This is a genomic window from Pseudosulfitobacter sp. DSM 107133 (genome assembly GCF_022788695.1).
Lineage (GTDB): Bacteria > Pseudomonadota > Alphaproteobacteria > Rhodobacterales > Rhodobacteraceae > Pseudosulfitobacter.
The window spans coordinates 1,597,998-1,622,762 of sequence record NZ_CP085154.1; the positions used below are offsets into that span (position 1 = coordinate 1,597,998).

General features: G+C 61.8%; 18 protein-coding genes. 13 read left to right on the plus strand and 5 right to left on the minus strand.

Annotation, left to right across the window (positions count from 1 at the left end; genetic code table 11):
* Positions 1-84: 84 nt before the first annotated feature.
* From DSM107133_RS07880 to DSM107133_RS07895, 4 genes are all read left to right on the plus strand, one after another.
* Entirely contained in the window at positions 85-594 is a 510-nt protein-coding gene (locus DSM107133_RS07880) for a peptidylprolyl isomerase (protein ID WP_114293342.1), read from the plus strand.
* On the plus strand, positions 584-1,135 hold the full coding sequence (locus DSM107133_RS07885) for a peptidylprolyl isomerase (RefSeq protein WP_114293343.1): 552 nt from the start codon (positions 584-586) through the stop codon (positions 1,133-1,135). Before DSM107133_RS07880 ends, DSM107133_RS07885 begins: the two co-directional genes overlap by 11 nt.
* A 149-nt stretch (positions 1,136-1,284) precedes the next feature.
* Positions 1,285-2,451 (plus strand): HPP family protein, encoded by a 1,167-nt coding sequence (locus DSM107133_RS07890; RefSeq protein WP_114293344.1) that lies wholly within the window; start codon positions 1,285-1,287, stop codon positions 2,449-2,451.
* A gap of 476 nt (positions 2,452-2,927) precedes the next feature.
* The gene (locus tag DSM107133_RS07895; RefSeq protein WP_114291353.1) at positions 2,928-3,872 is read left to right on the plus strand and encodes an IS110 family transposase; all 945 of its coding nucleotides are present in this window, start codon (positions 2,928-2,930) and stop codon (positions 3,870-3,872) included.
* Between the two features lie 235 nt (positions 3,873-4,107).
* On the opposite strand, the gene DSM107133_RS07900 is transcribed toward DSM107133_RS07895, so the two are convergent.
* The 4 genes from DSM107133_RS07900 to DSM107133_RS07915 all read right to left on the minus strand — a co-directional run bounded on the left by DSM107133_RS07900 (position 4,108) and on the right by DSM107133_RS07915 (position 7,438).
* A complete protein-coding gene (locus tag DSM107133_RS07900) occupies positions 4,108-4,632 on the minus strand; it encodes a polymer-forming cytoskeletal protein (protein WP_114292032.1) in 525 nt (174 codons plus the stop codon).
* Complete coding sequence (locus DSM107133_RS07905; protein WP_114292033.1) at positions 4,622-5,953, minus strand: M23 family metallopeptidase; 1,332 nt, start codon at positions 5,951-5,953, stop codon at positions 4,622-4,624. The genes DSM107133_RS07900 and DSM107133_RS07905 overlap by 11 nt, the downstream gene beginning before the upstream one ends.
* A 202-nt stretch (positions 5,954-6,155) precedes the next feature.
* A complete protein-coding gene (locus tag DSM107133_RS07910; RefSeq protein ID WP_114292086.1) occupies positions 6,156-6,965 on the minus strand; it encodes a ferritin-like domain-containing protein in 810 nt (269 codons plus the stop codon).
* 11 nt (positions 6,966-6,976) lie between these two features.
* Positions 6,977-7,438, minus strand: a complete 462-nt coding sequence (locus DSM107133_RS07915; RefSeq protein ID WP_114292034.1) for a peroxiredoxin — start codon at positions 7,436-7,438, stop codon at positions 6,977-6,979.
* A gap of 81 nt (positions 7,439-7,519) precedes the next feature.
* On the opposite strand from DSM107133_RS07915, the gene DSM107133_RS07920 reads away from it, so the two are divergent.
* The 8 genes from DSM107133_RS07920 to DSM107133_RS07955 all read left to right on the plus strand — a co-directional run bounded on the left by DSM107133_RS07920 (position 7,520) and on the right by DSM107133_RS07955 (position 18,987).
* The gene (locus tag DSM107133_RS07920; protein WP_114292035.1) at positions 7,520-10,996 is read left to right on the plus strand and encodes an AsmA-like C-terminal region-containing protein; all 3,477 of its coding nucleotides are present in this window, start codon (positions 7,520-7,522) and stop codon (positions 10,994-10,996) included.
* Between the two features lie 10 nt (positions 10,997-11,006).
* Complete coding sequence (gene queA / locus DSM107133_RS07925) at positions 11,007-12,083, plus strand: tRNA preQ1(34) S-adenosylmethionine ribosyltransferase-isomerase QueA (RefSeq protein ID WP_114292036.1); 1,077 nt, start codon at positions 11,007-11,009, stop codon at positions 12,081-12,083.
* A 105-nt stretch (positions 12,084-12,188) separates the two neighbouring features.
* Positions 12,189-13,466, plus strand: coding sequence for an MFS transporter (locus DSM107133_RS07930; protein ID WP_114292037.1), 1,278 nt, complete (start codon positions 12,189-12,191; stop codon positions 13,464-13,466).
* Between the two features lie 117 nt (positions 13,467-13,583).
* Complete coding sequence (locus DSM107133_RS07935) at positions 13,584-14,180, plus strand: DUF924 family protein (protein WP_114292087.1); 597 nt, start codon at positions 13,584-13,586, stop codon at positions 14,178-14,180.
* A 94-nt stretch (positions 14,181-14,274) separates the two neighbouring features.
* The gene (lpdA, locus tag DSM107133_RS07940) at positions 14,275-15,669 is read left to right on the plus strand and encodes a dihydrolipoyl dehydrogenase (RefSeq protein WP_114292038.1); all 1,395 of its coding nucleotides are present in this window, start codon (positions 14,275-14,277) and stop codon (positions 15,667-15,669) included.
* A gap of 439 nt (positions 15,670-16,108) precedes the next feature.
* Positions 16,109-17,020: a LysR family transcriptional regulator gene (locus DSM107133_RS07945; RefSeq protein ID WP_114292040.1), complete on the plus strand. Its 912-nt coding sequence runs from the start codon at positions 16,109-16,111 to the stop codon at positions 17,018-17,020.
* Complete coding sequence (locus DSM107133_RS07950; RefSeq protein ID WP_114292041.1) at positions 16,929-17,684, plus strand: histidine phosphatase family protein; 756 nt, start codon at positions 16,929-16,931, stop codon at positions 17,682-17,684. The genes DSM107133_RS07945 and DSM107133_RS07950 overlap by 92 nt, the downstream gene beginning before the upstream one ends.
* Positions 17,685-17,823: 139 nt before the next feature.
* Positions 17,824-18,987, plus strand: coding sequence for an MFS transporter (locus DSM107133_RS07955; protein ID WP_114292042.1), 1,164 nt, complete (start codon positions 17,824-17,826; stop codon positions 18,985-18,987).
* Here DSM107133_RS07955 and DSM107133_RS07960 read toward each other — a convergent pair.
* Positions 18,977-21,673: a VWA domain-containing protein gene (locus tag DSM107133_RS07960; protein WP_114292043.1), complete on the minus strand. Its 2,697-nt coding sequence runs from the start codon at positions 21,671-21,673 to the stop codon at positions 18,977-18,979. The genes DSM107133_RS07955 and DSM107133_RS07960 overlap by 11 nt on opposite strands.
* Positions 21,674-21,874: 201 nt before the next feature.
* Between DSM107133_RS07960 and uvrA the strand changes: the two genes are divergently transcribed.
* Complete coding sequence (gene uvrA, locus DSM107133_RS07965) at positions 21,875-24,754, plus strand: excinuclease ABC subunit UvrA (RefSeq protein ID WP_114292088.1); 2,880 nt, start codon at positions 21,875-21,877, stop codon at positions 24,752-24,754.
* Positions 24,755-24,765 lie beyond the last annotated feature (11 nt).

Below are 24,765 nucleotides of genomic sequence, written 5' to 3' on the forward strand. Positions count from 1 at the left end.
TTTTCCCTCAGGTCAATGCAGCGGCTTGGCAAAAGCGGGCCCGCACCTTAGGTATCCTCGCAATATCAGACAGAGGAGCCGACAATGGCCGAGATCAAAGACCCGGAAAACACCATCCTGATGGAGCTGAAAGGCGGCACCGTCACCATCCAGCTGCTGCCCGACCTGGCACCCAAGCACGTTGAGCGCATGAAAGAGCTGGCCCGCGCCGGTGAGTATGACAATGTTGCGTTCCACCGCGTCATCGACGGCTTTATGGCCCAGACCGGCGACGTGCAGAACGGCGACATGGAAGACGGCTTTAACCTGCGTGCCGCCGGCACCGGAGGCTCGTCGCTGCCCGACCTGCCTGCCGAGTTCTCCAAGGTGCCGCACGCGCGCGGGTCGATTGGTGCGGCCCGTTCGGCCAACCCCAACAGTGCCAACAGCCAGTTCTTCATCAACTTCAAGGACAATGATTTCCTGAACGGTCAGTACACCGTTTACGGTCAGGTCATTTCCGGCATGGAACATGTCGATGCGATCACCCGTGGCGAGCCGCCCGCGCAGCCCGACCGTATGATCAGCGTCAAGGTTGCCGCAGATGTTGCGTAAGCTGTTGATCCCTCTTGCCTTTGTGGCCAGCCCCGCGCTGGCCACCGGTCTGGCCATCGAGGTCGAGGGCGAAACCGCCAAGGGCACGATCCAGATTGATCTGCTTGAGGATGTGGCACCCGAACATGTGGCGCGCATCACCGAACTGGCCCGCGAGGGGGCCTATGACGGCGTGGTGTTCCACCGCGTCATCGACGGCTTCATGGCCCAGACAGGTGACGTCCAGTTCGGCAAGTCCGGCGGTGACACGTCCCGTGCGGGCATGGGCGGATCGGACAAACCCGACCTGGCGCAAGAGTTCTCGGACATCCCTTACGAGCGCGGCGTTGTCGGCATGGCCCGTTCGCAAAGCGTGGACAGCGCCAACAGCCAGTTCTTCATCATGTTTACCGAGTACCCCTCGTTGAACGGCCAGTACACCGTCGTGGGCCGCGTGACGGAAGGTCTGGACGTGCTGGACAGCCTGAAGCGGGGCGATGCGCGTTCCGGTGCCATTGACGGGCAACAGGACGTTATGAAGTCGGTGACAGTGACCGAGTGATCGGTTCTGAACGGTTTTTCGACAGGCCCGTGCAGTGATCTGCGCGGGCCTGTTGTGTTTCGGGGCGCAGACGTGCGAGGCCGTATGGCTTTACCTCGGGCATGTCCTTTGACACTGCTTGGCCCAAGCAGATTCGGAGAGCAGGTAAAATGCACAACGTCGCGCGTCTGATACGGGGGCTGGGTCCGGCATTGCCCGTGGCCCATCCGGCCGAGGCCTTGCGCGCCGGTATCGGTGCCTGTGTCGGGCTGGCCGTGGTGGGGCTGTTTATTCTGTCGCCTTTGGTCGATTTTCGGCTGGGCCTGTACCTGATCGCCCCGTTCGGAGCCAGTGCAGTGCTGCTGTTCGCTGTGCCCAACGCGCCGTTGGCGCAGCCCTGGTCGGCCGTGGTGGGCAACACGGTGGCGGCGCTGATCGGTGTGGGGGTCTGTATGACGGTCCCAGACCCCGCGCTGCGTATCGCATTGGCGGTGGGGCTGGCCATCGCAGCGATGATCTTGTGCCGCGCGGTGCATCCGCCTGCCGGTGCCGTGGCAATGACCGCCGCGATGAGCCCCGATGCCGTGGCCCATCTGGGCTTTTGGTTCGCGCTGGCCCCTGTGGCGGTGGGCACGGTCGCGCTGGTGGTGCTGGCGATGATCTATGCGCGCCTGACGGGGCGGCGCTATCCGTTCCGCCACTTTGACGAACGCAATGCTGTTGGCACTTCGGACCCTGCGCCGATGCAACGTCTGGGGCTGAGCGAGGAGGAGTTGACCGACCTGCTGGACCGTTACCGCCAGTCGTTCAACATGGGGGTCGAGGATCTGGCCCGCCTGATCGGGGCCGCCGAATTGCAGGCGGCCAGCCATCGCACCGGCCCGCTGACCGCCGCCGATGTAATGTCGCGCGACCTGATTACGGTGACGGCTGAAACGCCGGTGGCACAGGTGGCCGACCTGTTCCGGCGGCACAAATGCACCTCGTTGCCCGTGGTCGGCCCCGAAGACCGGTTTCTGGGGGTGATCTTTCAGATGCATCTGATCGAGCGCGCCCGCGATGATGCGCTGCGGCTGAACCGTGGTTTTGGCGCGTCGATGGCGCGGATGCTGGACCGCAGCCGTGATCGACCGCCCCAGGCGCACGAGATCATGGGCGTTGCTGGGCCACGCGCCACACCGACCACGCCGATCGCTGCGCTGTTGCCGTTGATGGCCGAGGGCGCGGTAGACGCGGTGCCAGTGCTGGCGCGGGGTCGGCTGCTGGGCATCGTGACCCGCACCGATCTGATCGCGGCGCTGGCCAAGGCCAGCCTGCAACAGCCCGTGGCGGGCTAGGGCTGTGCGGTGAACGGCGATCCGTCGGTGCGTGTGTTGGTCGATCCGATTCTGTTGTACTGCGGGAAGCGGACCGTCGCGCAGATCGCAGCGAAGGACGGCTATGAGCCCATGGTGACTTAACCACACAGGGCGGCGCCTGACCGCGGGTGGGCATCGCGACGTCAGTGGCCGCCACTTTATTTCTCGTCTTTGGCGTGGGGATGAAGAGGTGAAACACGGTGAGGAAGCGCCCGCCCATGGGGCGGTCGGGCGCTGCCCGGCGGCACTGCGTGCCTTGTCTCAGACTTTCCGTGGCTCTTCTGCGAAGGTGGAGCCGGTGCCAGCCACCTTTTGGATCGCAGGCACCGGCGACGGGTGGATCGTCTGCGGCCAGGTCTTCGAGGACCGTAATCAAGTGAGATCGCCCGTCGTCTTCGCATGAGGCCTGAACGGATACGCAGCAGCTCACAGGCTCTGCACGACAAGCAAAGGACATGACGAAGATGATCAACGATACCATCGGCATCGACATCTCGAAAGCGCATCTTGACGCGCACCGGCTCAGCACCGCAACCCACGCCCGGTTCGACAATACCGCGACAGGCCTGCGCGCCTTCGAGCGCTGGTTGGGGCAGACAACGCCGGAGCGCGTGGTCTTCGAGCCCACCGGCCCCTACCACCGACGCCTCGAGAGCCATTTCTCAGGCCGCCTGCCGCTCGTCAAGGTGAACCCGCTGCAGGCCCGCCGCTTCGCGCAGGCCCACGGCACACGCGCTAAGACCGACGCGGTCGATGCCCGCATGCTCGCGCTCATGGGGCGCGCGCTGGAGCTGGTTCCGGACCAGCCAACCGACCCCAAACAGCGTGAAATCAAGGAGTTGCATGTCGCCCGCACCGGGCTGGTGCGGGATCGTACCGCGCTGATGAACCGCCTTGGCACGCAACAGCTCGACGTGACCCGCCGCCTGACCCGGGCACGCCTGCGTCAGGTCAACCACCAGATCGACAGGCTTAACGCCGAAATCGAACGGCGAAACCGCGATTGCCCGGAACGCGCCAGGGCAATCGGCATTCTCACCTCGATCCCCGGGATCGGTGCCATCACCGCACGGGCGCTGCTCAGCGAATGCCCCGAGATCGGCACTCTGGGGTCAAAGCAGATCGCGGCGCTCGCAGGTCTCGCGCCGATCACGTGTCAGTCCGGTCAGTGGAGCGGAAAGGCCCACATCCAGGGCGGGCGCAGGCTCCTGCGCGAGAGCCTGTTCATGCCCGCCCTCGTCGCCATGAAGCGAAACCCCGATCTGAGCCAGAAATACGATGCCCTCAGAGCCGCCGGAAAACCCCACAAGGTCGCGCTCGCCGTCCTCATGCGAAAACTCCTGATCCTCGCAAACACTCTCATAAGCGAAAACAGAGAATGGACACCAAAACACCCTTGACCAAGACGGATACTTGATTCCGGGCTTGGTGGGTGGGGTTGGCGTCTGAGCGCGTTGCGACGGGTGGCTCATCGAGCCTTGACCTTCAGGCTTTGGTGAATTGCCACAAAGTCCCGCGCTCCCGACCTTTGCGGCGACTGCGCCGAAGGTCCGCTTTGATGCGTTTCGCACGTCCCAACGAAAACGGGCGTCGCGGCAATGCCGGACGCCCGTTTCTCAATCTTTAACGCCGGCCTTAGCTTTGCGGCTGACCTTGTGGCTTGGGCGCAGGCGCGGCGGCGGGGGCCGCTTTGGATGCGCCCGGGTTCAGCGGGTCGTCCTGACGCTGCACGGACCCTTCGAAGTGCGCACCGCTTTCGATGGCGATGGTCTTGTGGATGATGTCGCCCTCGACCCGTGCGGTCGATGTCAGGCGCACCTTCAGGCCACGCACGCGGCCAACGATACGGCCGTTGATCACCACGTCATCGGCGGTCACTTCGCCTTTGATGGTTGCGGTTTCACCGATGGTCAGCAGGTGGGCGCGAATGTCGCCCTCGACGGTGCCTTCGACCTGGATGTCACCAGTTGTCTTGAGGTTGCCGGTGATGTGCAGGTCGGACGACAGAACCGACGCAGGCGGCTTTGCCTTGGGTGCGCTGGCCTTGAATTCGTTGGGCTTTGGGGCCGCCGACGCAGGTTGTGCCGGAGCCGCAGGTGCGCCGCCTTTGGCCGCGTCGTCTTTGGGTCCGGGTTCGTTGATTTTGCTTTTAGAAAACATCGTTTGCAGCCTTGATATAGATCATGGGGTTAACAGCTTTGCCGCCGACGCGGACTTCGTAATGCAGGTGCACGCCGGTCACCCGTCCAGATGCTCCCATATCACCGATACGGTCCCCGCGCGAGACCCTTTGGCCAACTTTCACGCGAAGCTTTGACATATGGGCATAACGGGTCTCGATTCCGAACTCGTGCTGGATCTTGACCAAACGGCCATAACCCGAAGACCAACCGGCATGGGTCACGACACCATCCGCCGTGGCATACAGCGGTGTGCCCGTTGAGGCGGCAAAATCAACGCCTTTGTGCATACGCCGCCCGCCGGTCTTGGGGTCACGACGATAACCAAAGCCCGAAGTGAAGCGGAAGGCGTTTTTGACCGGAATGGCAAAGGGCGCTTTTTGTGCAGCGATACGGTACAGGTTCAGCTTGTCCATCTGGTTCAGCAGGCGGTTGGCGCGCATGGCATCGGCGCTGGGTTCCTCGCCACGGGTCGAGAATGACAGCGGCGTCAGCGGGCCACCCTGACCGGAATAGCCACGGCGGACCTGTTCCAGGATTTGCTTGGTCGGCATTCCGGCGGCGCGGAACATCTTGTCCAGCGGGGCCACCGAAATGGTCATGGCGTCTTCCAGCTGGCGGAAGATCGCGTCGTTCTGGTCTTTCATCAGGGCGATCTGTTCGGTCAGATCGTCGGCGGCCAACAGGGCGTCTTCTGCATCGCGTGCGATCTGGTCGCGTTCTGCGGCTGTCTCGGCCAGCGCGGTGGCCACGAAATCCAGCGGCGCGCCTGCACCACTGTCCGCCATCGCGGTGCCGGTGCTGTCGCTGTCCATCTGTTCTTTCAGAGCCGCAACCTGCATGCGGGCGGCTTCGCGGTCTTTCATGGTGCCCCGCAGGGTCGACTGGATCACTTCGATGCCGGTCTCAAGCTCTCGGCGGCGGGTTTCGCTTTCCAGCAATTCCGACTGCATCACCGAAATCTGGTTCAGCGCAGCGTTAAAACGCTCTTGGGCAGCATGGGCTTCGGTGGCGCGCGAATCGCGCTGGCCTGCCAGATCGTTCAGACGCGCCTGATAGGTGCGCTGGTCGCGTTTGGCCTGTTCACGAAAGTTGCCCGACCCGATGCTGTCCATCAGAATGACGGCGGTGGCGACGATGGTCCAGCCAATCAGCAGGGAAGACCCCGCGAAGGCCACCAGCTGAACGCCCGGACGCAGGCGTATGAAACGCGTGTCCGTGTCAGATTTCAGGAACACCCTGCGTTCAGGAAACCACCGCTCGAGCGCGGCATCGAATTTGATCGCGAGACGTGTGCGCAAACTGCCCGTCCTTTTTATACCATCCCAATACAGGCGTTGCGTTCCCCAACACAGGCACCTTGTCGCTGTTGCATAAAGACCTCGGTCCAGTCGGGCAACCGCTTTGGCCCTTGATCGGGGGTTTCGGGCAGATTCGCGGGCAAATGGGCAGAATACCGCTTAAACAATAGCACTTAGAGTGTAGTCCCCGGCTGGACCCACTTCAGGTTGAAGCGGCCAGCGGCCAATAAAAGTCGGGCGGGATGCCGGCCTCGGCGCGCTTTTCCTCGTTGAAGGGGGGCTTGAGGGCACCGTGGAAATACTTTTGCACAAGGCTGTGAAACACTTCTTTGGGGTCGGCGTTTTCGCGGCCGCACAGGAAGTGAAACCATTTGGACCCGTATGCTACATGCGCCACTTCTTCGGCATAGATTGTCTCAAGCGCGGCGACGGCGCTGTCCGCTTTGGCCTGCTTGAAGATGCGGATCATGTTGGGCGTCACGTCCAGCCCGCGCGCTTCCAGAACCATCGGCACGACCGCCAGCCGACCCATCAGATCATCGGCGGTGTCCTCGGCGGCGCGCCACATGCCTGCGTGCGCGGGCAAGGCCCCGTAATGGCTGCCCAGCTCTTCAAGACAGTCGGCCATCAGGTTGAAATGTTTGGATTCTTCGTCGGCGGCTTTGACCCAGTCGTCAAAAAAGCCCATCGGCATCGGCACATGGGAAAACCGCGCGATGATGTCCCAGTGCAGATCGACCGCGTTCAGTTCGATATGCGCCACCGCATGCAGCAGGGCGATGCGCCCCTCGGGACTGCCGGGTTTGCGGTGGGGCACGTCGCGCGGTGCCAGCAGTTCGGGGCGCGCGGGGCGGGCGGGCTGCATCGGCGGGCTGGCGGTGCCGATCTCGGGCGTTTCTCCGGCGGCGCGCGCCGCTTGCCACTGCGCGGCCAGCCTGCGCGACAGCGCGGTTTTCTCACGACCATCGCCACAGCGCAGCACGGCGTCGGCCATCCGGGCCAGCGGCATCATCACAGTGTCGCTCACAGGGCCTTCACCGCCTCCAGAACGTCTTCGGCGTGACCGGCCACTTTGACCTTGGGCCAGATGCGCTGAACGTTCCCATCGGCGCCGATCAGCACCGTGGTGCGCTCGATCCCCCAAAAGGTCTTGCCATACATCTTTTTTTCCTTCCATACGCCATAGTCTTCGCAAACCGTCCCGTTTTCATCCGACAGAAGCGGTACTGTCAGACTGTGTTTTGTGGTAAAACTGGCGTGTTTCTTCAGGCTGTCCTTGGAAATTCCATAGACCTGCGCACCGGCATCGGCAAAGGCTTGCAGGTGTTCGGAAAAGGCAATGGATTCGGTGGTGCAGCCCGGCGTATTGTCCTTTGGATAAAAGAACAGAACAACAGGGGTGCCACGCAGGGCAGACAGCGTGACATCCGCTCCTTCGGTTTGCGGCAAGGTGAAATCGGGGGCGGGGGAAGCTACTTCTATCATGACGGTCCTTGTCATACTGGCCCATCTGGGCATGCGCGAAACTGACTGTCATAGTAGCTTTGGAGCAGCAAGAATAAAGACATGACCGACACCAAGTCGCCAAAACCTCCTGAACAGCCCGGCGCGGCGGACCTGCCAAAGGTCAGGCGCAAGGGCCGCAAACGCCGCATTGCCAAACATGTGGGGGTTGGCACGCTTGTGCTGTGCGCGGTCTTGGGCGTTGTTGCGGCGGTGCTGATTACCGTGCTGGTGGGCAAGCCGATTGCCGCGCCCCTCTGGCTGGAACAGCGGATCGAGGCGCGGGTGAACGGGGTCTTGCCCGGTGTGAAGCTGACCTTTGAAGGCGCCGAGATTGTCGTCAACAAGGGCTGGCGTCCGCGCGCGCGCATCCGCAACGTGACCCTGCGCACTGATGCGGGGGCCGAAATCGTCAGCTTTTCGGAACTGGAAGCCAGTCTTGCGATGAAACCGCTGTTGTCGGGGCAGGTGGTGCCAAAGCGGATCGAGTTGACGGGCGTGTTCGTGACCCTGCGGCGTGACAGCGAAGGGCAGGTCACCCTGTATGGCGGCCAGGGTCTGAGCGGAGGCGAAGCCCGCTCGGTTTCGGTGCCGGCGCTGATCGCGGGTGTGGATGCCGCGCTGGTGCAGCCCCAGTTGCAGGCGCTGACCGCAGCCGACATTTACGGCGTGACGCTGCGCTATGAAGACGCCCGCGCCGGGCGCGCCTGGACGGCTGATGGTGGCCGCGTGCGGCTGGCGCGCACTGGCGACGATCTGGCGGTATCGGCGGATCTGGCACTGCTGTCCGGTGGCACCGGCGTGGCGACGCTTGAAACCAACTATTCCAGTCGCATCGGGTCTCCTTTGGCCGAATTCGGCGTCAAGCTGGCCGATGTCGACGCCGCCGACATCGCGGCTCAGGGGCCTGCCTTTGCCTGGCTTGATGCCCTGCGCGCCCCGATTTCGGGGGCGCTGCGCACCGGCGTTCTGGCCGATGGCTCGCTGGCTCCGATCAACGCGACATTGCAGATCGGGCAGGGTGTGGTTCAGCCAAACAACGAAACCCGTCCGATCCCGTTTCGGTCCGCCCGCACCTATTTCACCTTTGATCCGGCATCGCGTGTCTTGCAGTTCGACGAGCTGAGCGTTGTCAGCAAATGGGTCACGGGGCGAATCGAAGGGCAGGCGATTGTCGGTGCTGTCGAGGGCGGGGACGGGCAGACAGATGGTCAGGTTGATACGCTGATCGGGCAGTTTTCAGCCTCGGGACTGCAATTCAACCCGCGGGATCTCTATGCCGAACCGGTGGTGCTGGACGGGGCCGATCTGGATTTTCGGCTGGACCTGAACCCGTTTCGCGTCACGCTAGGACAAATTCTGGTGTCGGATCAGGGGCAATGGCTGCGTGCCAACGGCAGTCTGATTGCCGAACGCGAAGGCTGGCGGTTTTCGCTGGATGCGCAGGTGGACGAGCTGGCGCCCGAACGGCTGCTGGCCCTGTGGCCCGAAAAACTGATCGCGCCGACCCGCAACTGGGTGTCCGAAAACCTGCTCGCGGGACGGCTGCGCGAAGTTGATCTGGCCCTGCGCGGCGCACCGGACACGCCGATGGAAAGCTATCTGAGCTTTGATTATGCGGATGCGAAGGTGCGGTTCATGAAAACGATGCCGCCGATCGAAAAGGCATCGGGCCATGCCAGCCTGCTGCGCAACCGCTTTGTTGTTTCTGTCGATCAGGGTTTTGTCACCGCACCACAAGGCGGGCGTGTGGGGATGGAGGGATCGTCCTTCATCATTCCGGATGTCGCAGTCAAGGATGGTGCACCGGCCATCGCACGGCTGGAAACCACCAGCACCGTTACAGCCGCATTGTCGCTGCTGGATCAGGAGCCGCTGCGGGTGATGGACAAGGCCAGCCTGCCTGTGGGGCTGGCAGACGGGCGGGTTTCCCTGGAAGGCACCATTGCCTTGCCATTGATCAAGAAATTGCAACCCAGCGACGTGACTTACGAGGTCAGCGGCACGCTGAGCGATGTGCGCACCGACGTGCTGGTTCCGAACGAAACCCTTGCGGCCCCCACGCTGAAGCTGACGGCGACAAACGACGGGGTGCATGTGGCGGGGCAGGGCCGACTGGGCAATGTGCCCTTTGATGTGAAATGGGACCAGCCGTTGGGAGTGGAAGCAAAGGGCGGCAGTCAGGTGCGCGGCACGGTCGAGATTTCGCAGGCCACATTGGATGAATTCAACATCGACCTGCCGCCCGGTTCCATTCGCGGCACCGGCGTGGGGCAGATCGTGGTGGATCTGCCAACCGGCGGGGCCGCACCGCGCATGGTGCTGACATCGAACCTGCGCGGGCTGACCATGCGGCTTGCCCCGCTGGGCTGGTCCAAGGCGGCGGGCACCGCTGGAACCCTGCGTGTCGAAGCAACCCTTGGAACCCGCCCCGAAATCACTGCGATCCGTCTGAACGCTGCCGGCCTGTCGGCCAGTGGCGCGGTGAAACTGGATGCCTCGGGCGGGTTAGAGCGCGCCCGCTTTTCGCAGGTCAAAGTGGGCAACTGGTTGAACGTGCCGGTTGATATTGTCGGGCGTGGGCGCAATGCTGCCCCTGAAATCCGCGTGCGCGGTGGCACCATAGATTTGCGCACCGCCAATTTCGGCTCGGAGGATGCGGGCGGCAGTGGCCAGTCGACCGGTCCGCTGGTTCTGGCGCTGGACAGTCTGCGCATCACCGACACGATATCGCTGACCGGCATGCAGGGCACGTTCAACACCGCCAAAGGGTTGGACGGCACGTTTACGGGCCGGATCAACGGTGGCGCTGCGGTGGCAGGACGGGTGGTGCCCCAGAACGGGCGCAGCGCGGTGCGCGTGACCTCACAGGATGCGGGCGGTGTCGTGGCCTCGGCCGGGATCATCCAGAATGCGCGTGGCGGGGAGTTGAACCTGACGCTGTTGCCCGTGGGCCAGAACGGTGCCTTTGACGGCGAGCTGACCATTCGCAACACACGGGTCAAGAACGCGCCCGCCATCGCGGATCTGCTGGCTGCCATTTCGATTGTCGGCCTGCTGGAACAGCTCAGCGGTGATGGTATTGTCTTTGGCAATGTCGAAGGATCGTTCCGCCTGACCCCCAAACGCATGACCTTGACCAAGGCCAGTGCCACCGGCCCGTCGTTGGGCATTTCGATGGACGGTATCTACAATCTGAATGATTCGACACTGGACATGCAGGGTGTGGTGTCGCCGGTTTACCTGCTGAACGGAATCGGCGCGATCTTTACCCGCAAGGGCGAGGGGCTGATCGGGTTCAACTACCGGCTGACTGGCCCTGCGGCCAAACCCAATGTCAGCGTGAATCCGCTGTCGGCGCTGACTCCGGGACTGTTCCGCGAGATCTTCCGCCGTCCGCCACCAGAGGTGCCTGCGCTGGAAAGTCCGCAGGGGCAAAGCGGCGGCACCGTGCCCGAAGCCTTTGTTCCGCCCAAGACCGATCTCACACCCGCGCAACTGCGACGGCAACGGCTTGATAGCGCCCAAGGGGGGCGTTAAGGGCGGGGTCATGAAACTGACCGATTTTGATTTCGACCTGCCCGAGCAGCTGATCGCAACCCGCCCTGCGGTGCCGCGCACGGCGGCACGTTTGCTGGTGGCGGATGCTGCGCAAATCCATGATGCACGGGTTTCTGACCTGACAACATGGCTGCGCGCGGGCGACCGGCTGGTGCTGAACGACACGCGGGTGATTCCGGCGCGCCTGTCGGGCCAGCGCGCGCGCAATTCGGCGCAGGGCGCGACCGTGGCGCGGATCGAAGTCACGCTGCTGGAACCGCGCGCCGACGGCACATGGTCGGCTTTGGTCAAGCCGTTGAAAAAGCTCAAGGCCGGCGAGGTCGTGCGGTTTTCCGATGCGCTGTCGGCGACGCTGGAAGGCACTGCAGACGGGCAGGGACATTTGCGCTTCAACCTGACGGGCGACGATTTCGACGCGGCACTGGCCGATGCCGGTGCGATGCCGCTGCCCCCCTATATCGCCGCAAAACGCCCGGCAGACGAACAGGACAAATCCGATTATCAGACCGTCTGGGCGCGCCACTCGGGCGCTGTCGCAGCACCTACAGCATCGCTGCATTTCGATGATGCCCTGCTGGCAAAGCTGGCAGCGATGGGCGTCTCCTTTACCCATGTCACGCTGCATGTCGGCGCGGGCACCTTTTTGCCGGTCAAGGTGGACGACGTGACCAGCCACAAGATGCACGCCGAATGGGGCCATGTCAGCGCCGCCGCCGCCGCCGAGATCGCCGCGACAAAGGCCGCAGGCGGGCGGGTGATCCCGGTGGGCACCACCGCGCTGCGGCTGATCGAAAGTGCTGCGCGCGATGGCATGGTCCAGCCGTGGGAAGGCACGACCGACATCTTTATTTACCCCGGTTTCGACTTTCAGGTGGCCGATGGTCTGATGACCAATTTCCATTTGCCCAAGTCAACGCTGATGATGCTGGTGTCGGCCCTGATCGGACAGGAACGCATCCGCGAAATTTACGCGCACGCAATAGCTGCACGCTATCGGTTTTTCAGCTACGGTGACGCATCACTTTTGCTTCCCTTCGGGGCAACCGGCCCAAACAGACCGCAATAGGTCGCTTTCGTCCCTGACCTGCGCCATGATGGCGTGGGACAGGGGAATGGAACGCTACCCACATCGCCGCATCAGCCAAACCCGCGACATATTTCGGAGCGCATTATGTTTTCAGTTCTTTCAAGCGCATGGGCCCTGTTGTTCGGTATGGGTCTGTTGATGGTCGGCAACGGGATGCAAGGCACCCTGTTGGGTATCCGTGGCAACATCGAAGGGTTTTCGACCCTGCAAATGTCGATTGTCATGTCAGCCTATTTCGTCGGCTTTCTGGGGGGCAGCCGGATGGCGCCCAACATGATCCGCCGCGTGGGGCATGTGCGGGTGTTTGCGGCGCTGGCCTCGCTGATCTCGGCGGTGATGATCATGTACCCGACATTCGCCGACCCCTGGGCGTGGACAGTGGGGCGTATCCTGATCGGTTTTTGCTTCTCGGCGGTCTATGTGACAGCCGAAAGCTGGCTGAACAACGCCGCCACCAATGAAAACCGCGGGCAGGCGCTGTCGTTGTATATGATTGTGCAGACGCTGGGCATCGTCGCCTCGCAGGCGCTGCTGGTCACGGCAGATCCGTCGGGGTACGTCTTGTTCGTGATCCCCTCGGTGTTGGTCAGCCTGGCGATCACGCCGATTCTCTTGTCGATCAGCCCCACGCCGGCCTTTGAGACCACCAAGCCGATGTCGCTGCGCGAACTGGTCAATTTTTCGCCCCTGGGCTGCGTTGGCATGTTCTTGCTGGGCGGCATTTTCTCGGCCCAGTTCGGCATGGCCTCGGTTTACGGCGCGGAGGCGGGGCTGAGCATCGCGCAAATCTCGACCTTTGTGGCGACGTTCTTTGTGGGGGCTGTGGTGCTGCAATACCCCATTGGCTGGATGTCGGACCGGATGGACCGCCGCCTGTTGATCGTCGGGGTCAGTGCCATCGGGGCGGCGGGGTCGATTTTGGGGATGCTTCTGGGGCATCAGTTCACCATGCTTCTGATCTCGGCCTTTGTGGTGGGGGGCATGTCCAACCCGCTGTATTCGCTGTTGATTGCGCACACCAATGACTTTCTGGAACCCGAAGACATGGCCGCTGCCTCAAGCGGGATGCTCTTTCTGAACGGGCTGGGTGCCGTCGCCGGCCCGCTGATCACCGGCTGGCTGATGGAAAACGTGGGGCCGGGGGGCTTTTATCTGTTCACCGCCGTGTTGTTTGCAGCAATGGTTGTCTATGCCATCTACCGCTCGACCCAGCGCGCGGCCATTCCGATTGATGAAACTGGTTCCTTCGTGGCGATGTCACCTGCGGGCACCACGGTTGTCGGTATGGAAATTGCGCAGGAATGGGCCATCGAATCCGCTGAAGCCGCGCAAGAGGATGACGACGGCACGCAAGCGAACTGATGCCTATGAATGCAGCAGCGTGCGATTTATGACGCCGCTGTTGCATTTCGTGAATTGCAGTGTTGTAACAAAACTTTAACAGTAAAAACACAAATGCAGGCGCAAACGGAGCAACCCATGGCCCAGCAAACCGACGTGACACCGGACGACGTCCTGAAATTCTGGCTGGACGACTGTACGCCTGCGGATTGGTATCGGGCCGAAGACGCCTTTGACGCCCGGATCCGCGACCGGTTTCACGGCGCTTGGGAAAACCTGTGCGCGGGTCACTATTCGATGTGGCTGACCTATCCCAGCGGGGCGCTGGCCTATATCATTCTGGCCGACCAGTTCTCGCGCAATATGTTCCGTGGCGATGCCAGGGCCTTTGCCAGCGACCGTATGGCCAAGGCGGCTGCGAAATCGGCCATCGACAAGGGCTGGGATTTGCGCATTGACCCGCCCGCGCGACAGTTCTTTTACATGCCGCTGATGCATTCGGAAAACCTGTGCGATCAGGACCGCTGTGTGCGGCTGATGTGCGAGCGTATGAACGACGGCGGCAACAACCTGCTGCACGCCCGCGCCCACCGCGAAGTCATTCGCAAGTTCGGCCGTTTTCCCTATCGCAACGACGCGCTGGGGCGGCATTCGACTTCGCTCGAAGCCTCCTATGTGGACGATGGCGGCTATCGCACCACTTTGGACGCGCTGGAGCGCACCGAAGCGGCCTGAAACATCCTGTGGGACCGAACCTTGCGGTTGTGAGATGCTGAAATATGGTTTAACGCTAAACTATATTCCATAGCGCAGCCAAGCGAGGACACATATGGCCGAGACTTCCTTTGATCTGATCGTGATTGGTGCAGGCCCCGGTGGCTATGTTGCCGCGATCCGTGGCGCACAGCTGGGCATGAAAGTGGCCATCGTCGAACGCGAACATCTGGGCGGTATCTGCCTGAACTGGGGGTGTATCCCCACCAAGGCCTTGCTGCGCACGTCCGAGGTGTTCCACCTGATGCACCGCGCCAAGGAATTCGGGCTGAAGGCCGACAATGTCGATTTCGATCTGCCCGCCGTGGTCAAACGCTCGCGTCAGGTGGCAGGGCAGTTGTCGGGCGGCATCGGCCATCTGATGAAAAAGAACAAGATCACAGTGTTCATGGGCGCGGCCACGCTGCCCGCCAAGGGCAAGGTCAAGGTCAAGACCGACAAGGAAACGCTGGACCTGAGCGCCAAGAATATCGTTGTCGCCACCGGCGCACGGGCGCGCGAATTGCCGGGGCTTGAAGCCGACGGCGATCTGGTCTGGACCTACAAACACGCGTTGGACCCGAAACGCATGCCGAAAAAGCTGCTGGTCATCGGGTCGGGCGCCATCGGCATCGAATTCGCCAGCTTCTACAACACGCTGGGCGCTGACACGACCGTGGTCGAAGTGATGGACCGCGTTCTGCCTGTCGAAGACGAGGAAATCTCGAAATTCGCCAAGAAGCAGTTCGAAAAGCAGGGCATGAAGATCATGCAAAAGGCGATGGTCAAGAAGCTGGACCGCGCCAAGGGCAAGGTTACCGCGCATATCGAAACGGGCGGCAAGGTCGAAACGCAGGAATTTGACACCGTTATTTCCGCCGTGGGCATCGTCGGCAACGTCGAAGGGCTGGGGCTGGAAGAACTGGGCGTGAAAATCGACCGCACCCACGTTGTCACGGACAAATACTGCCGCACCGGTGTCGAGGGTCTGTATGCCATTGGCGACATCGCCGGGGCGCCATGGTTGGCCCACAAGGCCAGCCACGAGGGCGTGATGGTGGCCGAGCTGATGGCGGGGATGCATCCCCATGCGGTCAAACCCGAAAGCATTGCAGGCTGCACCTATTGCCATCCACAGGTTGCATCCGTGGGCTATACCGAGGCCAAGGCCAAGGAACTGGGCTATGATGTCAAAGTGGGCCGCTTCCCGTTCATCGGCAACGGCAAGGCGATTGCACTGGGCGAGCCAGAGGGCATGATCAAGACCGTGTTTGACGCCAAAACCGGCGAACTGCTGGGCGCGCATATGGTTGGCGCGGAAGTGACCGAGCTGATACAGGGCTATGTCGTGGGCCGTCAGCTGGAAACCACGGAAGAAGACCTGATGAACACCGTCTTCCCGCACCCGACCCTCAGCGAGATGATGCACGAAAGCGTGCTGGATGCTTACGGGCGCGTGATCCACATGTAAGTGACCCGATTAGGGTCTGTACCCCAGGGTGAAAAAAGGCGCGGCAGAAGCAATTCTGTCGCGCTTTTTGCTGGTTGGCCATGTCGATTGGATCCGCCTGGCGCCACCCTCCGGCATGTATTTTCAGAACCTGCCGTGACCGCCATACTTCATGCTGAGAATGTCCATCTCGTTGGTGAATGCATCCGGATTGCTCCAGACCATGTCACGGATGCAATCGCGTTCGGCTTGCCTGCATTCGTCTGTGTCTTGGCAACGGGCTGGCGGCCTATCCTTTTTGGCGGTGCCGGTGAACAGATTTCCCAATGTGGTCCAGATGTTTGGGGATAAGGTAAAGGCTGACATTTTCGATCCTTTCGCGGCGTGATGTTGTTGGATCAAAGTTACGTGGACAGCAGTTTTTCTGGTATCGGCTTTGGCGTTGTGCTGTTCTTCACAAATGAAGAGCGTATTTCACAACTGGTCGGACGTTCGCGTCTTTCTGGCGGTTCTGCGAACCGGGTCGACACTTGCGGCTTCGAAACATCTGGGAATGTCACAACCTACAGTGGCCCGTCGCATTGATGCATTGGAGCATGGCCTGCGGCTGACCTTGTTCAAGCGTGACACACGCGGTTTTAGTCCCACGGCAGAAGCGGTGCATTTGACGGCTGCGGCTGAACGCATCGAAGCGGCCGCGGCCGCCTTTGCGCATGAGGCAGACAATCAGCCCAAGGGCCACCTTCTGCCAATCCGCATAACCATGCCCAGAACCAATTTTTCAGACAATTTTTCGGCTATCATTTCCGACTTTCGTTCGGACCACCCGGATGTCCAGTTCGAATTTATCTCGACCTATGACGTTCTGGACCTGGGAGGCGGCGCGGCTGATATTGCCATTCGCATTTCAAAAACCGTGGATGACCCGCGCCTGATCTGCCGCAAGCTTACCACCGTCACGGCGTCGCTTTATGCGTCGCAAAGCTATGCCGACCGCCAAGGACTGCCCCGATCAGAGGCAGAACTCGCCGGGCACAGGTTTGTGGTTTATGACAGGTTTTCCAGCTCGTTAGGGGTGAATGACTGGCTGTTGGACCGCATCGACCCTGCGCAGATCGTATCGCATTGTTCGGATGCCGAGGCGATGATCGCAGCCGTAAAAAGCGGGATTGGCATCGGCATTATCAATACGTCTATGGCGCAGGATATTGGCACGTTGCTGCGCTGCTTCCCGCCACCCGAAGGGACCTCGGCCAGCTCGTGGTTGCTGATCAATCCCGATGCCTATTGCCGCCCCGAGGTCAAAGCATTCTCGGCCTTTTTCGCGCCGCGCTTTCAGGCAATTTTCAAGGGCAGAAAAGCGCTGGACTGACGCCGTTTTCGGGGCGCGTCCGCCCGGATTGGACGATGCTGCGATTTTCGCCAATGGTCTGGATTTCGTGTCGTGCGCCACATATCACCCTGACATCAGCAGCGCAGATAAGGACTGCCCCATGGCAATATATTTCATCAGGCACGGACAGTCGGAATTCAATGCGGCCTATCGGGGGGCAGAGGATCCTTTTATTTTTGACGCACCTTTGACCGCGCTTGGGTTTGAACAGGCCGCTGAGGTCAGAACGCGTATTCCCGAGTTGGAGGTTACCCGCGTTATCACCTCGCCGCTGACACGCGCGATACAAACGGCCCAGACGATTTTTGACGGAATTGCCCCGATCGAAGTCAGGCATGGTCATCATGAACTGCTGAAATACAGCGGCGACGTTGGGCGTCATCCTTCGGAGTTACGCATTGATTTCCCGCATCTTTCGTTTGACGAATTGCCGCATCACTGGTGGCACACACATGCGGATGCAGAGGTTCAGGTGCCGGTTGAACCGGTGGAGACCTTTCAAAAGCGGGTGGCGGGTTTTGTTGCAAAGCTTGCCGAGATCGACACCCGCCGCGAGACGGTCGCAATCGTCGGTCACGGGAATGCGTTTCAGGAAATCATTGGTTTCATGCTGAACAATTGCCAGGTTCACAAATACCGCTGAGATACAGCCGACAGAGGGAGGCGGTATCGCGGAACAACGCGAACTTCTGTTTCAAGGCCCCGATCCGCCATCACATCTTTCCCGTCCCGCCAACCTCTGTCAGAACGGGCGCACCCCTTGTGATTGAAAGCGCCCGCTTATGACCCGCACCCCCATCGCCCTTGTTTTTGCACTTTGGGGCGCGGGGCTGGGGGCGGCGGCGCAATATGGCAAAATCAGCGTGATCTTCGACCAGTTGCCGCAGATTTATCCCGATGCCGGCACCGCCGTGGGCTGGGCGGTGTCTCTGGTCGGGCTGTTGGGAATCATTTTTGGTGTGGTCGCGGGCATTCTGGTGGCGCGTATCCGCTATCGCCGCGCACTGTTGCTGGCGCTGTGGCTGGGGGCCGTGGTGTCGGCCTTGCAGGCAACAATGCCATCATTTCACTGGTTTCTGGCCCTGCGCGCTGTTGAGGGTCTGTCGCATCTGGGGCTGGTGGTGGCCACGCCCACCCTGATCGCCCAGATCACCGCACCCAAGGATCGCGGCTGGGCGCTGACGCTGTGGGGCACCTTCTTTGGTGTGGCCTTTGCGGTGCTGACATGGGCGGGCCTGCCGCTGGTGGCGGCATGGGGAGTGCCTGCGCTGTTCATCGCGCACAGCCTGTACATGGCCGGATTTGCCGTAATGCTGATGATCTGGTTGCGCAAGCTGCCGGGGCAGGGGCCGGACACGCCACTGTCGCCGGGGCAGGTGCTGCGGGATCATGTGACAATCTACCGCTCGGCGCGGATTGCGGCGCCGGGGTTGGGCTGGCTGTTTTACACATTCTGCTTTGTGTCGATCCTGACGGTAATGCCGCCCTATATTCCCGAACAGGTTCGGGCCATGGTCATGGGGGCGATGCCGCTGACCTCGATCGCGGTGTCGATGACATTGGGCGTCTGGTTGCTGGGGCGGCGCAGCGCCGTTTGGGTGGTCTGCACGGGCTTTGGCCTTAGCGCACTGGCGATTGTCTGGCTGTGGGTGCAACCGGGTCTGCCCGCCGCCTGTCTGGCGCTGGCGGCGGCGATGGGGCTGATACAGGGGGCGACCTTTGCCGCCGTGCCACAGCTGAACGACACGGCAGCCACGCAGGCGCAGGCCAACGGGGCGATGGCGCAAATGGGCAATCTGGGCAACACGCTGGGCACACCCGTGATGGCGGCCGCACTCGCGGGATTGGGGTACACCGCCCTGCCATTGCTGGCAGGGACAGCCTTTGTCGCGGGGCTGGCGCTGCACCTGATACTGGCGGCGCAGCGCAACAGCGTTACGGTGTGAGGGTTATGGGCTGGCGTGCCATCACCCGCCTGCCTGTGTCCATCATATAGAACAGATCGTACACGCCCGGCGTGTCGGGCAGTTTCAACTGCGCGATCTCGCCCTTTTTGACATAGACATAGGCATCGTGGCGGTCCGATCCCGGAGCGCCGATCCCGATATAGTCGCGCCGGTAGCCCGGCCCGTCGAAGGGAATGGCAATCGTCGCGCCCGCCACATCGCTGGTCGGCGCATTCAGCGTGACTGCGACATCGGTGATGGTCAGCGGCGCGGTGGCGATCACCTTGCGGTCCTGATCCAGCACATAGCGCAGTTCATAGTCCCCGGGCAGGGCAGGCATCATGATACGCGCGGGCGTGCCGTCCTTGGTATAGGCATAACTGTCGTATTGCTCGCCCGGTTTGCCGACCGCAATATAGTCGCGTGTGTAATCCGGCCCCTCCCAAGGCACGGCTACCGTCGCCCCGACCACAGCAGTTTGCGGCGCAGTGATACTGGCGGTAACAGCGCTGATCGAGATCGGGGCCGTGGCGATCACTTCACGGTCCTGATCCAGCACATAGCGCACCTCGTAATCGCCGGGTTCGGTCGGCATCAGCAGTTGCACGGGCGTGCCGCTATTGGTGTAGGCATAGTTGATGTAGGCCTCGCCCGGCTTGCCCACAGCGATATAGTCGCGTTTGTAATCAGGGCCTTGCCATGGCACCGCAACGGTGGCTCCGGCGACAGCCTGCGCGGGTGGGGACACGCTGGCCGAGGCTGCGACCAAAGTGATGGGGGCTGTGGCAATAATTTCGCGGCCCTGATCCAGCACATAGCGCACTTCGTAATCGCCGGGTTCAATCGGCATCAGCAATTGCGCAGGCGCGCCGTTGCTTGTGTAGGCATAGTTGATGTAATTCTCGCCCGGTTTGCCCACGGCAATAAAGTCACGCGTGTAGTCGGGGCCTTGCCATGGCACCGCAACGGTAGCGCCGGCAGTGGCTTGGGCAGGGGGGGAGACTCTGGCCGCCACGGCAACCAGCGTGATGGGCGCGGTGGCAATCACTTTGCGGTCCTGATCCAGCACATAGCGCACTTCGTAATCGCCCGGTTCTGTCGGCATCTGCAATTGGGCAGGGCTGCCGTTGCGGGTGTATTCATAGTTGATGTAATTCTCGTCCGGTTTGCCCACGGCGATAAAGTCGCGTTTGTAATCCGGCCCCTCCCACGGCACCGCAACGGTGGCCCCCACGGTCGCCTGCGCGGGCGGGGTGACCGAGGCGGTCACGTCAACCACTTCGATCACGCGGGTGGCGATTACCGTGCGGCCCTGATCCATGACATAGCGCAGCTCGTAAGTGCCTGGCTGTATGGGCATCCTGACGGACGCGGGGCTGCCTTTGCTGGTGTAGGCATAGTTGACATATTGTTCACTGGGTTCACCCACGGCGATGAAATCGCGTTTGTAGTCAGGCCCTTGCCAAGTGACGGCCAGATCGGCGCCGGCTGCGGCGGTTTCGCTGGCCTCAAGCGTTGCGGTCACAGGGGTCACGGTGATCGGACGGGTGCCGATCACGGTGCCGTCCTTTTGGAAATAGCGCAGCTCGAAAGCGCCCTCACGCGGGGGCAGTGTTACACTGACAGGGTTGCCGTCGCGCACATAGGAATAGTTAATCGCGCGATTGCCGTCGTCTTGCGGATCCACCACGGCGATATAGTCATCGCGCCCTGCGGGGGCATCCCATGCGACCGGAATGTCGCTGCCCATCGGGGCGGTTGCGGCGGCCTCCAGTGTTGCTGTCACGGCAGGCTTGTCAAAGACCACGGTCAGGGTCGCATCCTGCCCCGCGATGACCTGCAACTGCCCGTTCAGTTCGGTTTCCTGCTGCACGCGGTAGGCCGTGATCGCATAGGCACCGGGCAGCAGGTCCAGTTCCAGCGGGTTGATCTGCCGGTCGCTGACCAATGCAGTTCCGTCCGGTCCGGTCACGCTCCACAGCACAGGGTCTTGCAGCCGCGGCGCTGCGGCGTCGCCCTCGACAGCGCGCAAGGTTGCAGCAACGGGCACCGGCGCGGGTTCGGGCGTGGCGGCTACGGTGGTAAGGGCGGTTGTCAGCTCGTCGGCATTGGCAGCGGTCAAAAAGGTGCCGCCGGTTTCCTCGGCCAGACATTGCATCTGCGCCAGTGCCTCGGCGTCGGTCACGTCAAAGCCGATGACATGGGCGGTGAAATCAATGCCGGCCTCTTCCAGCAGGCGCGCGGCGGCGCAGGGATCGGGGTTGCAGGTTTCGATCCCGTCCGACACCAGAATGACGGTGGCCTTTTCTTCGGTATAGCGCAGCGCCTGCGCGGCCGCGATCACCGCATCGGTCATGGGCGTCTTGCCCAGCGGTTTGATGCCGCGCACCGCTGTGCCGATGGCATCACGGGTGTCGGGGCCGGGGGCCACGATGGTTTCGATGTCGGTGCAATCGCCACGGGTACGGTGGCCGTATACGGTCAGCCCCAGCTGCTGCTCGGCGGGAAGGGTGGTTAGCAGTTTGCCGACGACCTCCTGCGCGATGGTGATCTTGGCAACCTCGTCAATCTGGCCCCACATCGAGCCTGATCCATCCAGTACAAGAATTGTATTGGGCCGATCCTGCGCCCCCACGGGCTGCGCAAGCAGACCCAAAACACCCATTACCGCCAGCAGATACCGCATGTTCAAACCTCTTAATCATAAATGTGCCGTTCAATACGCGGTAAAGAGACCACGACACCGTGAGTCGGTCCAGACCTTCGTTGCGGGCTGTTGCTGACAAATAGTGACAGTAGCCCGCCAATGTTCCCTGTTGGTTCTGTTTTTGCCATTGGAGAATCCGCCACGCGGGACTATGTACAGATCGTTAACCGTGGGGCGGATATGGCAGAGTTGAAGAATATCGAAGTGCGCGGCGCGCGCGAACACAATCTGAAATCCATCGACGTGGACATTCCGCGCGACCAGCTTGTGGTGATCACCGGCCTGTCCGGCTCGGGCAAATCCTCGCTGGCCTTTGATACGATCTATGCCGAAGGTCAGCGCCGCTATGTGGAATCACTGTCCGCCTACGCCCGTCAGTTCCTTGATATGATGCAAAAACCGGACGTGGACCACATCAGTGGCCTGTCGCCGGCCATTTCCATCGAACAAAAGACCACGTCGAAAAACCCGCGTTCGACCGTCGGCACCGTGACCGAAATCTACGACTATATGCGGCTGCTGTTCGCCCGCGTCGGCACGCCCTACAGCCCTGCGACGGGCAAGCCCATCGAGGCGCAGCAGGTGCAGGACATGGTGGATCGCACCATGGCAATGGAAGAGGGCACACGCGCCTATCTTCTGGCGCCGATCATCCGCGACCGCAAAGGCGAGTATCGCAAGGAATTCGTCGAGCTGCGCAAGCAGGGGTTCCAGCGGGTCAAGGTGGACGGGGAATTCTATGATCTGGACGAACCGCCCACGCTGGACAAGAAATTCCGCCACGACATCGACGTGGTCGTCGACAGGATCGTGGTGCGCGAAGGGCTGGAAACGCGGCTGGCCGACAGCCTGCGCACAGCCCTTGATCTGGCCGACGGCATCGCCATTCTGGAAACCGCCCCGACCGAGGGCGAGCCGGAACGCATGACGTTTTCCGAGAAATTTGCCTGCCCCGTCAGCGGCTTTACCATCCCCGAGATTGAACCGCGCCTGTTCTCGTTCAACGCGCCCTTCGGGGCCTGTTCTGATTGCGACGGGCTGGGGGTTGAGCTGTTCTTTGACGAACGGCTGGTGGTGCCGGATCAAAGCCTCAAGGTCTATGACGGCGCGCTGGCCCCCTGGCGCAAGGGCAAGTCGCCCTATTTCCTGCAAACCATCGAAGCCATTGCAAAACATTACGAATTTGACGCCCAGACCAAGTGGAAAGATCTGGATGCCCATGTCAAACAGGTGTTCCTGTACGGATCGGGCGATGACGAAATCCCCTTCCGCTATGACGAGGGCGGGCGCGTCTATTCGGTAACCCGCACCTTCGAAGGCGTCATTCCCAACATGGAACGCCGCTATCGCGAGACCGACAGCAACTGGGTACGCGAAGAGTTCGAGCGCTATCAGAACAACCGCCCCTGCGGCACCTGCCACGGCTACCGGCTGCGGGCCGAGGCGCTGGCGGTCAAGATCGGCCCTGCCGACAAGCCCGACGAGCTGTTGCACGCGGGACAGGTTGTGGAAATGTCGATCCGCGAGGCGTTTGCCTGGTGCGAAACCGTGCCTGCCAATCTGACCAATCAGAAAAACGAAATTGCCCGCGCCATCCTCAAGGAAATCCGCGAGCGGCTTGGGTTCCTGAACAACGTCGGGCTGGAATACCTGACGCTGAGCCGCAACAGCGGCACGTTGTCGGGCGGCGAAAGCCAGCGGATCCGGCTGGCCAGCCAGATCGGCAGCGGTCTGACCGGGGTTCTCTATGTGCTGGACGAGCCCTCCATCGGCCTGCACCAGCGCGACAACGACCGGCTGCTGGGCACGCTGAAGAACCTGCGCGATCAGGGCAACACGGTGATCGTCGTGGAACATGACGAGGAAGCCATCCGCGAGGCGGATTATGTGTTCGATATCGGCCCGGGGGCAGGGGTGCACGGCGGGCGCGTGGTCGCCCACGGCACGCCCGCCGACATTGCCGCCAACCCCGACAGCATCACCGGCCAGTATCTGACCGGTGCGCGCGAAATTGCCGTGCCTGCGACCCGTCGCAAGGGCAAGAAAAAGTCGGTGAAGGTGGTCAAGGCTTCGGGCAACAACCTGCAGGATGTTACCGTTGATTTTCCGCTGGGTCAGTTTGTCTGTGTCACCGGCGTGTCGGGTGGGGGCAAATCCACGCTGACCATCGAAACGCTGTTCAAAACCGCATCCATGCGGCTGAACGGCGCGCGTCAGACGCCTGCGCCCTGCGAGACGATCAAAGGGCTGGAGCATCTGGACAAGGTCATCGACATCGACCAGCGCCCCATCGGGCGCACGCCACGGTCGAACCCCGCGACCTATACCGGGGCTTTCACGCCGATCCGTGACTGGTTTGCGGGCCTGCCCGAGTCCAAGGCGCGTGGCTATAAACCGGGGCGCTTCAGTTTTAACGTCAAGGGCGGTCGTTGCGAGGCCTGTCAGGGCGATGGCGTCATCAAGATCGAGATGCACTTCCTGCCCGACGTCTACGTCGAATGCGAGACCTGCAAGGGCAAGCGGTACAACCGCGAAACGCTTGAGGTCACGTTCAAGGGCAAGTCGATTGCCGACGTGCTGGATATGACCGTGGAAGACGCGCAGACCTTCTTTCAGGCAGTGCCGTCAATCCGCGAAAAGATGGACGCGCTGATGCGTGTGGGGCTGGGCTATATCAAGGTCGGCCAGCAGGCGACGACGCTGTCCGGCGGCGAGGCGCAGCGGGTCAAACTGTCCAAGGAACTGGCGCGACGCTCGACGGGGCGCACGCTGTATATTCTGGACGAGCCAACCACCGGCCTGCATTTCGAAGACGTGCGCAAGCTGTTGGAAGTGCTGCATGAACTGGTGGATCAGGGCAATTCGGTCGTGGTGATCGAACACAACCTGGATGTTATAAAAACCGCCGACTATCTGATCGACATCGGCCCCGAAGGTGGTGATGGCGGCGGGCAGGTGGTGGCCACGGGTACGCCCGAACAGGTGGCCGAAGTCGCAGCCAGCCACACGGGCCGCTATCTGAAACCGATGCTACAGGGCCGCAAGGTCGCCGCCGAATAGGGCGGCGACCT

Excerpts from the sequence above, each read along its gene's own strand:
- DSM107133_RS07880 (WP_114293342.1), top strand. The coding sequence starts at position 85 with ATGGCCGAGATCAAAGACCCGGAAAACACCATCCTGATGGAGCTGAAA.
- DSM107133_RS07885 (WP_114293343.1), top strand. The coding sequence starts at position 584 with ATGTTGCGTAAGCTGTTGATCCCTCTTGCCTTTGTGGCCAGCCCCGCG.
- DSM107133_RS07890 (WP_114293344.1), top strand. The coding sequence starts at position 1,285 with ATGCACAACGTCGCGCGTCTGATACGGGGGCTGGGTCCGGCATTGCCC.
- DSM107133_RS07895 (WP_114291353.1), top strand. The coding sequence starts at position 2,928 with ATGACGAAGATGATCAACGATACCATCGGCATCGACATCTCGAAAGCG.
- DSM107133_RS07900 (WP_114292032.1), bottom strand. The coding sequence starts at position 4,632 with ATGTTTTCTAAAAGCAAAATCAACGAACCCGGACCCAAAGACGACGCG.
- DSM107133_RS07910 (WP_114292086.1), bottom strand. The coding sequence starts at position 6,965 with ATGATGCCGCTGGCCCGGATGGCCGACGCCGTGCTGCGCTGTGGCGAT.
- DSM107133_RS07915 (WP_114292034.1), bottom strand. The coding sequence starts at position 7,438 with ATGATAGAAGTAGCTTCCCCCGCCCCCGATTTCACCTTGCCGCAAACC.
- DSM107133_RS07920 (WP_114292035.1), top strand. The coding sequence starts at position 7,520 with ATGACCGACACCAAGTCGCCAAAACCTCCTGAACAGCCCGGCGCGGCG.
- queA (WP_114292036.1), top strand. The coding sequence starts at position 11,007 with ATGAAACTGACCGATTTTGATTTCGACCTGCCCGAGCAGCTGATCGCA.
- DSM107133_RS07930 (WP_114292037.1), top strand. The coding sequence starts at position 12,189 with ATGTTTTCAGTTCTTTCAAGCGCATGGGCCCTGTTGTTCGGTATGGGT.
- DSM107133_RS07935 (WP_114292087.1), top strand. The coding sequence starts at position 13,584 with ATGGCCCAGCAAACCGACGTGACACCGGACGACGTCCTGAAATTCTGG.
- lpdA (WP_114292038.1), top strand. The coding sequence starts at position 14,275 with ATGGCCGAGACTTCCTTTGATCTGATCGTGATTGGTGCAGGCCCCGGT.
- DSM107133_RS07945 (WP_114292040.1), top strand. The coding sequence starts at position 16,109 with ATGAAGAGCGTATTTCACAACTGGTCGGACGTTCGCGTCTTTCTGGCG.
- DSM107133_RS07950 (WP_114292041.1), top strand. The coding sequence starts at position 16,929 with ATGCCTATTGCCGCCCCGAGGTCAAAGCATTCTCGGCCTTTTTCGCGC.
- DSM107133_RS07955 (WP_114292042.1), top strand. The coding sequence starts at position 17,824 with ATGACCCGCACCCCCATCGCCCTTGTTTTTGCACTTTGGGGCGCGGGG.
- DSM107133_RS07960 (WP_114292043.1), bottom strand. The coding sequence starts at position 21,673 with ATGCGGTATCTGCTGGCGGTAATGGGTGTTTTGGGTCTGCTTGCGCAG.
- uvrA (WP_114292088.1), top strand. The coding sequence starts at position 21,875 with ATGGCAGAGTTGAAGAATATCGAAGTGCGCGGCGCGCGCGAACACAAT.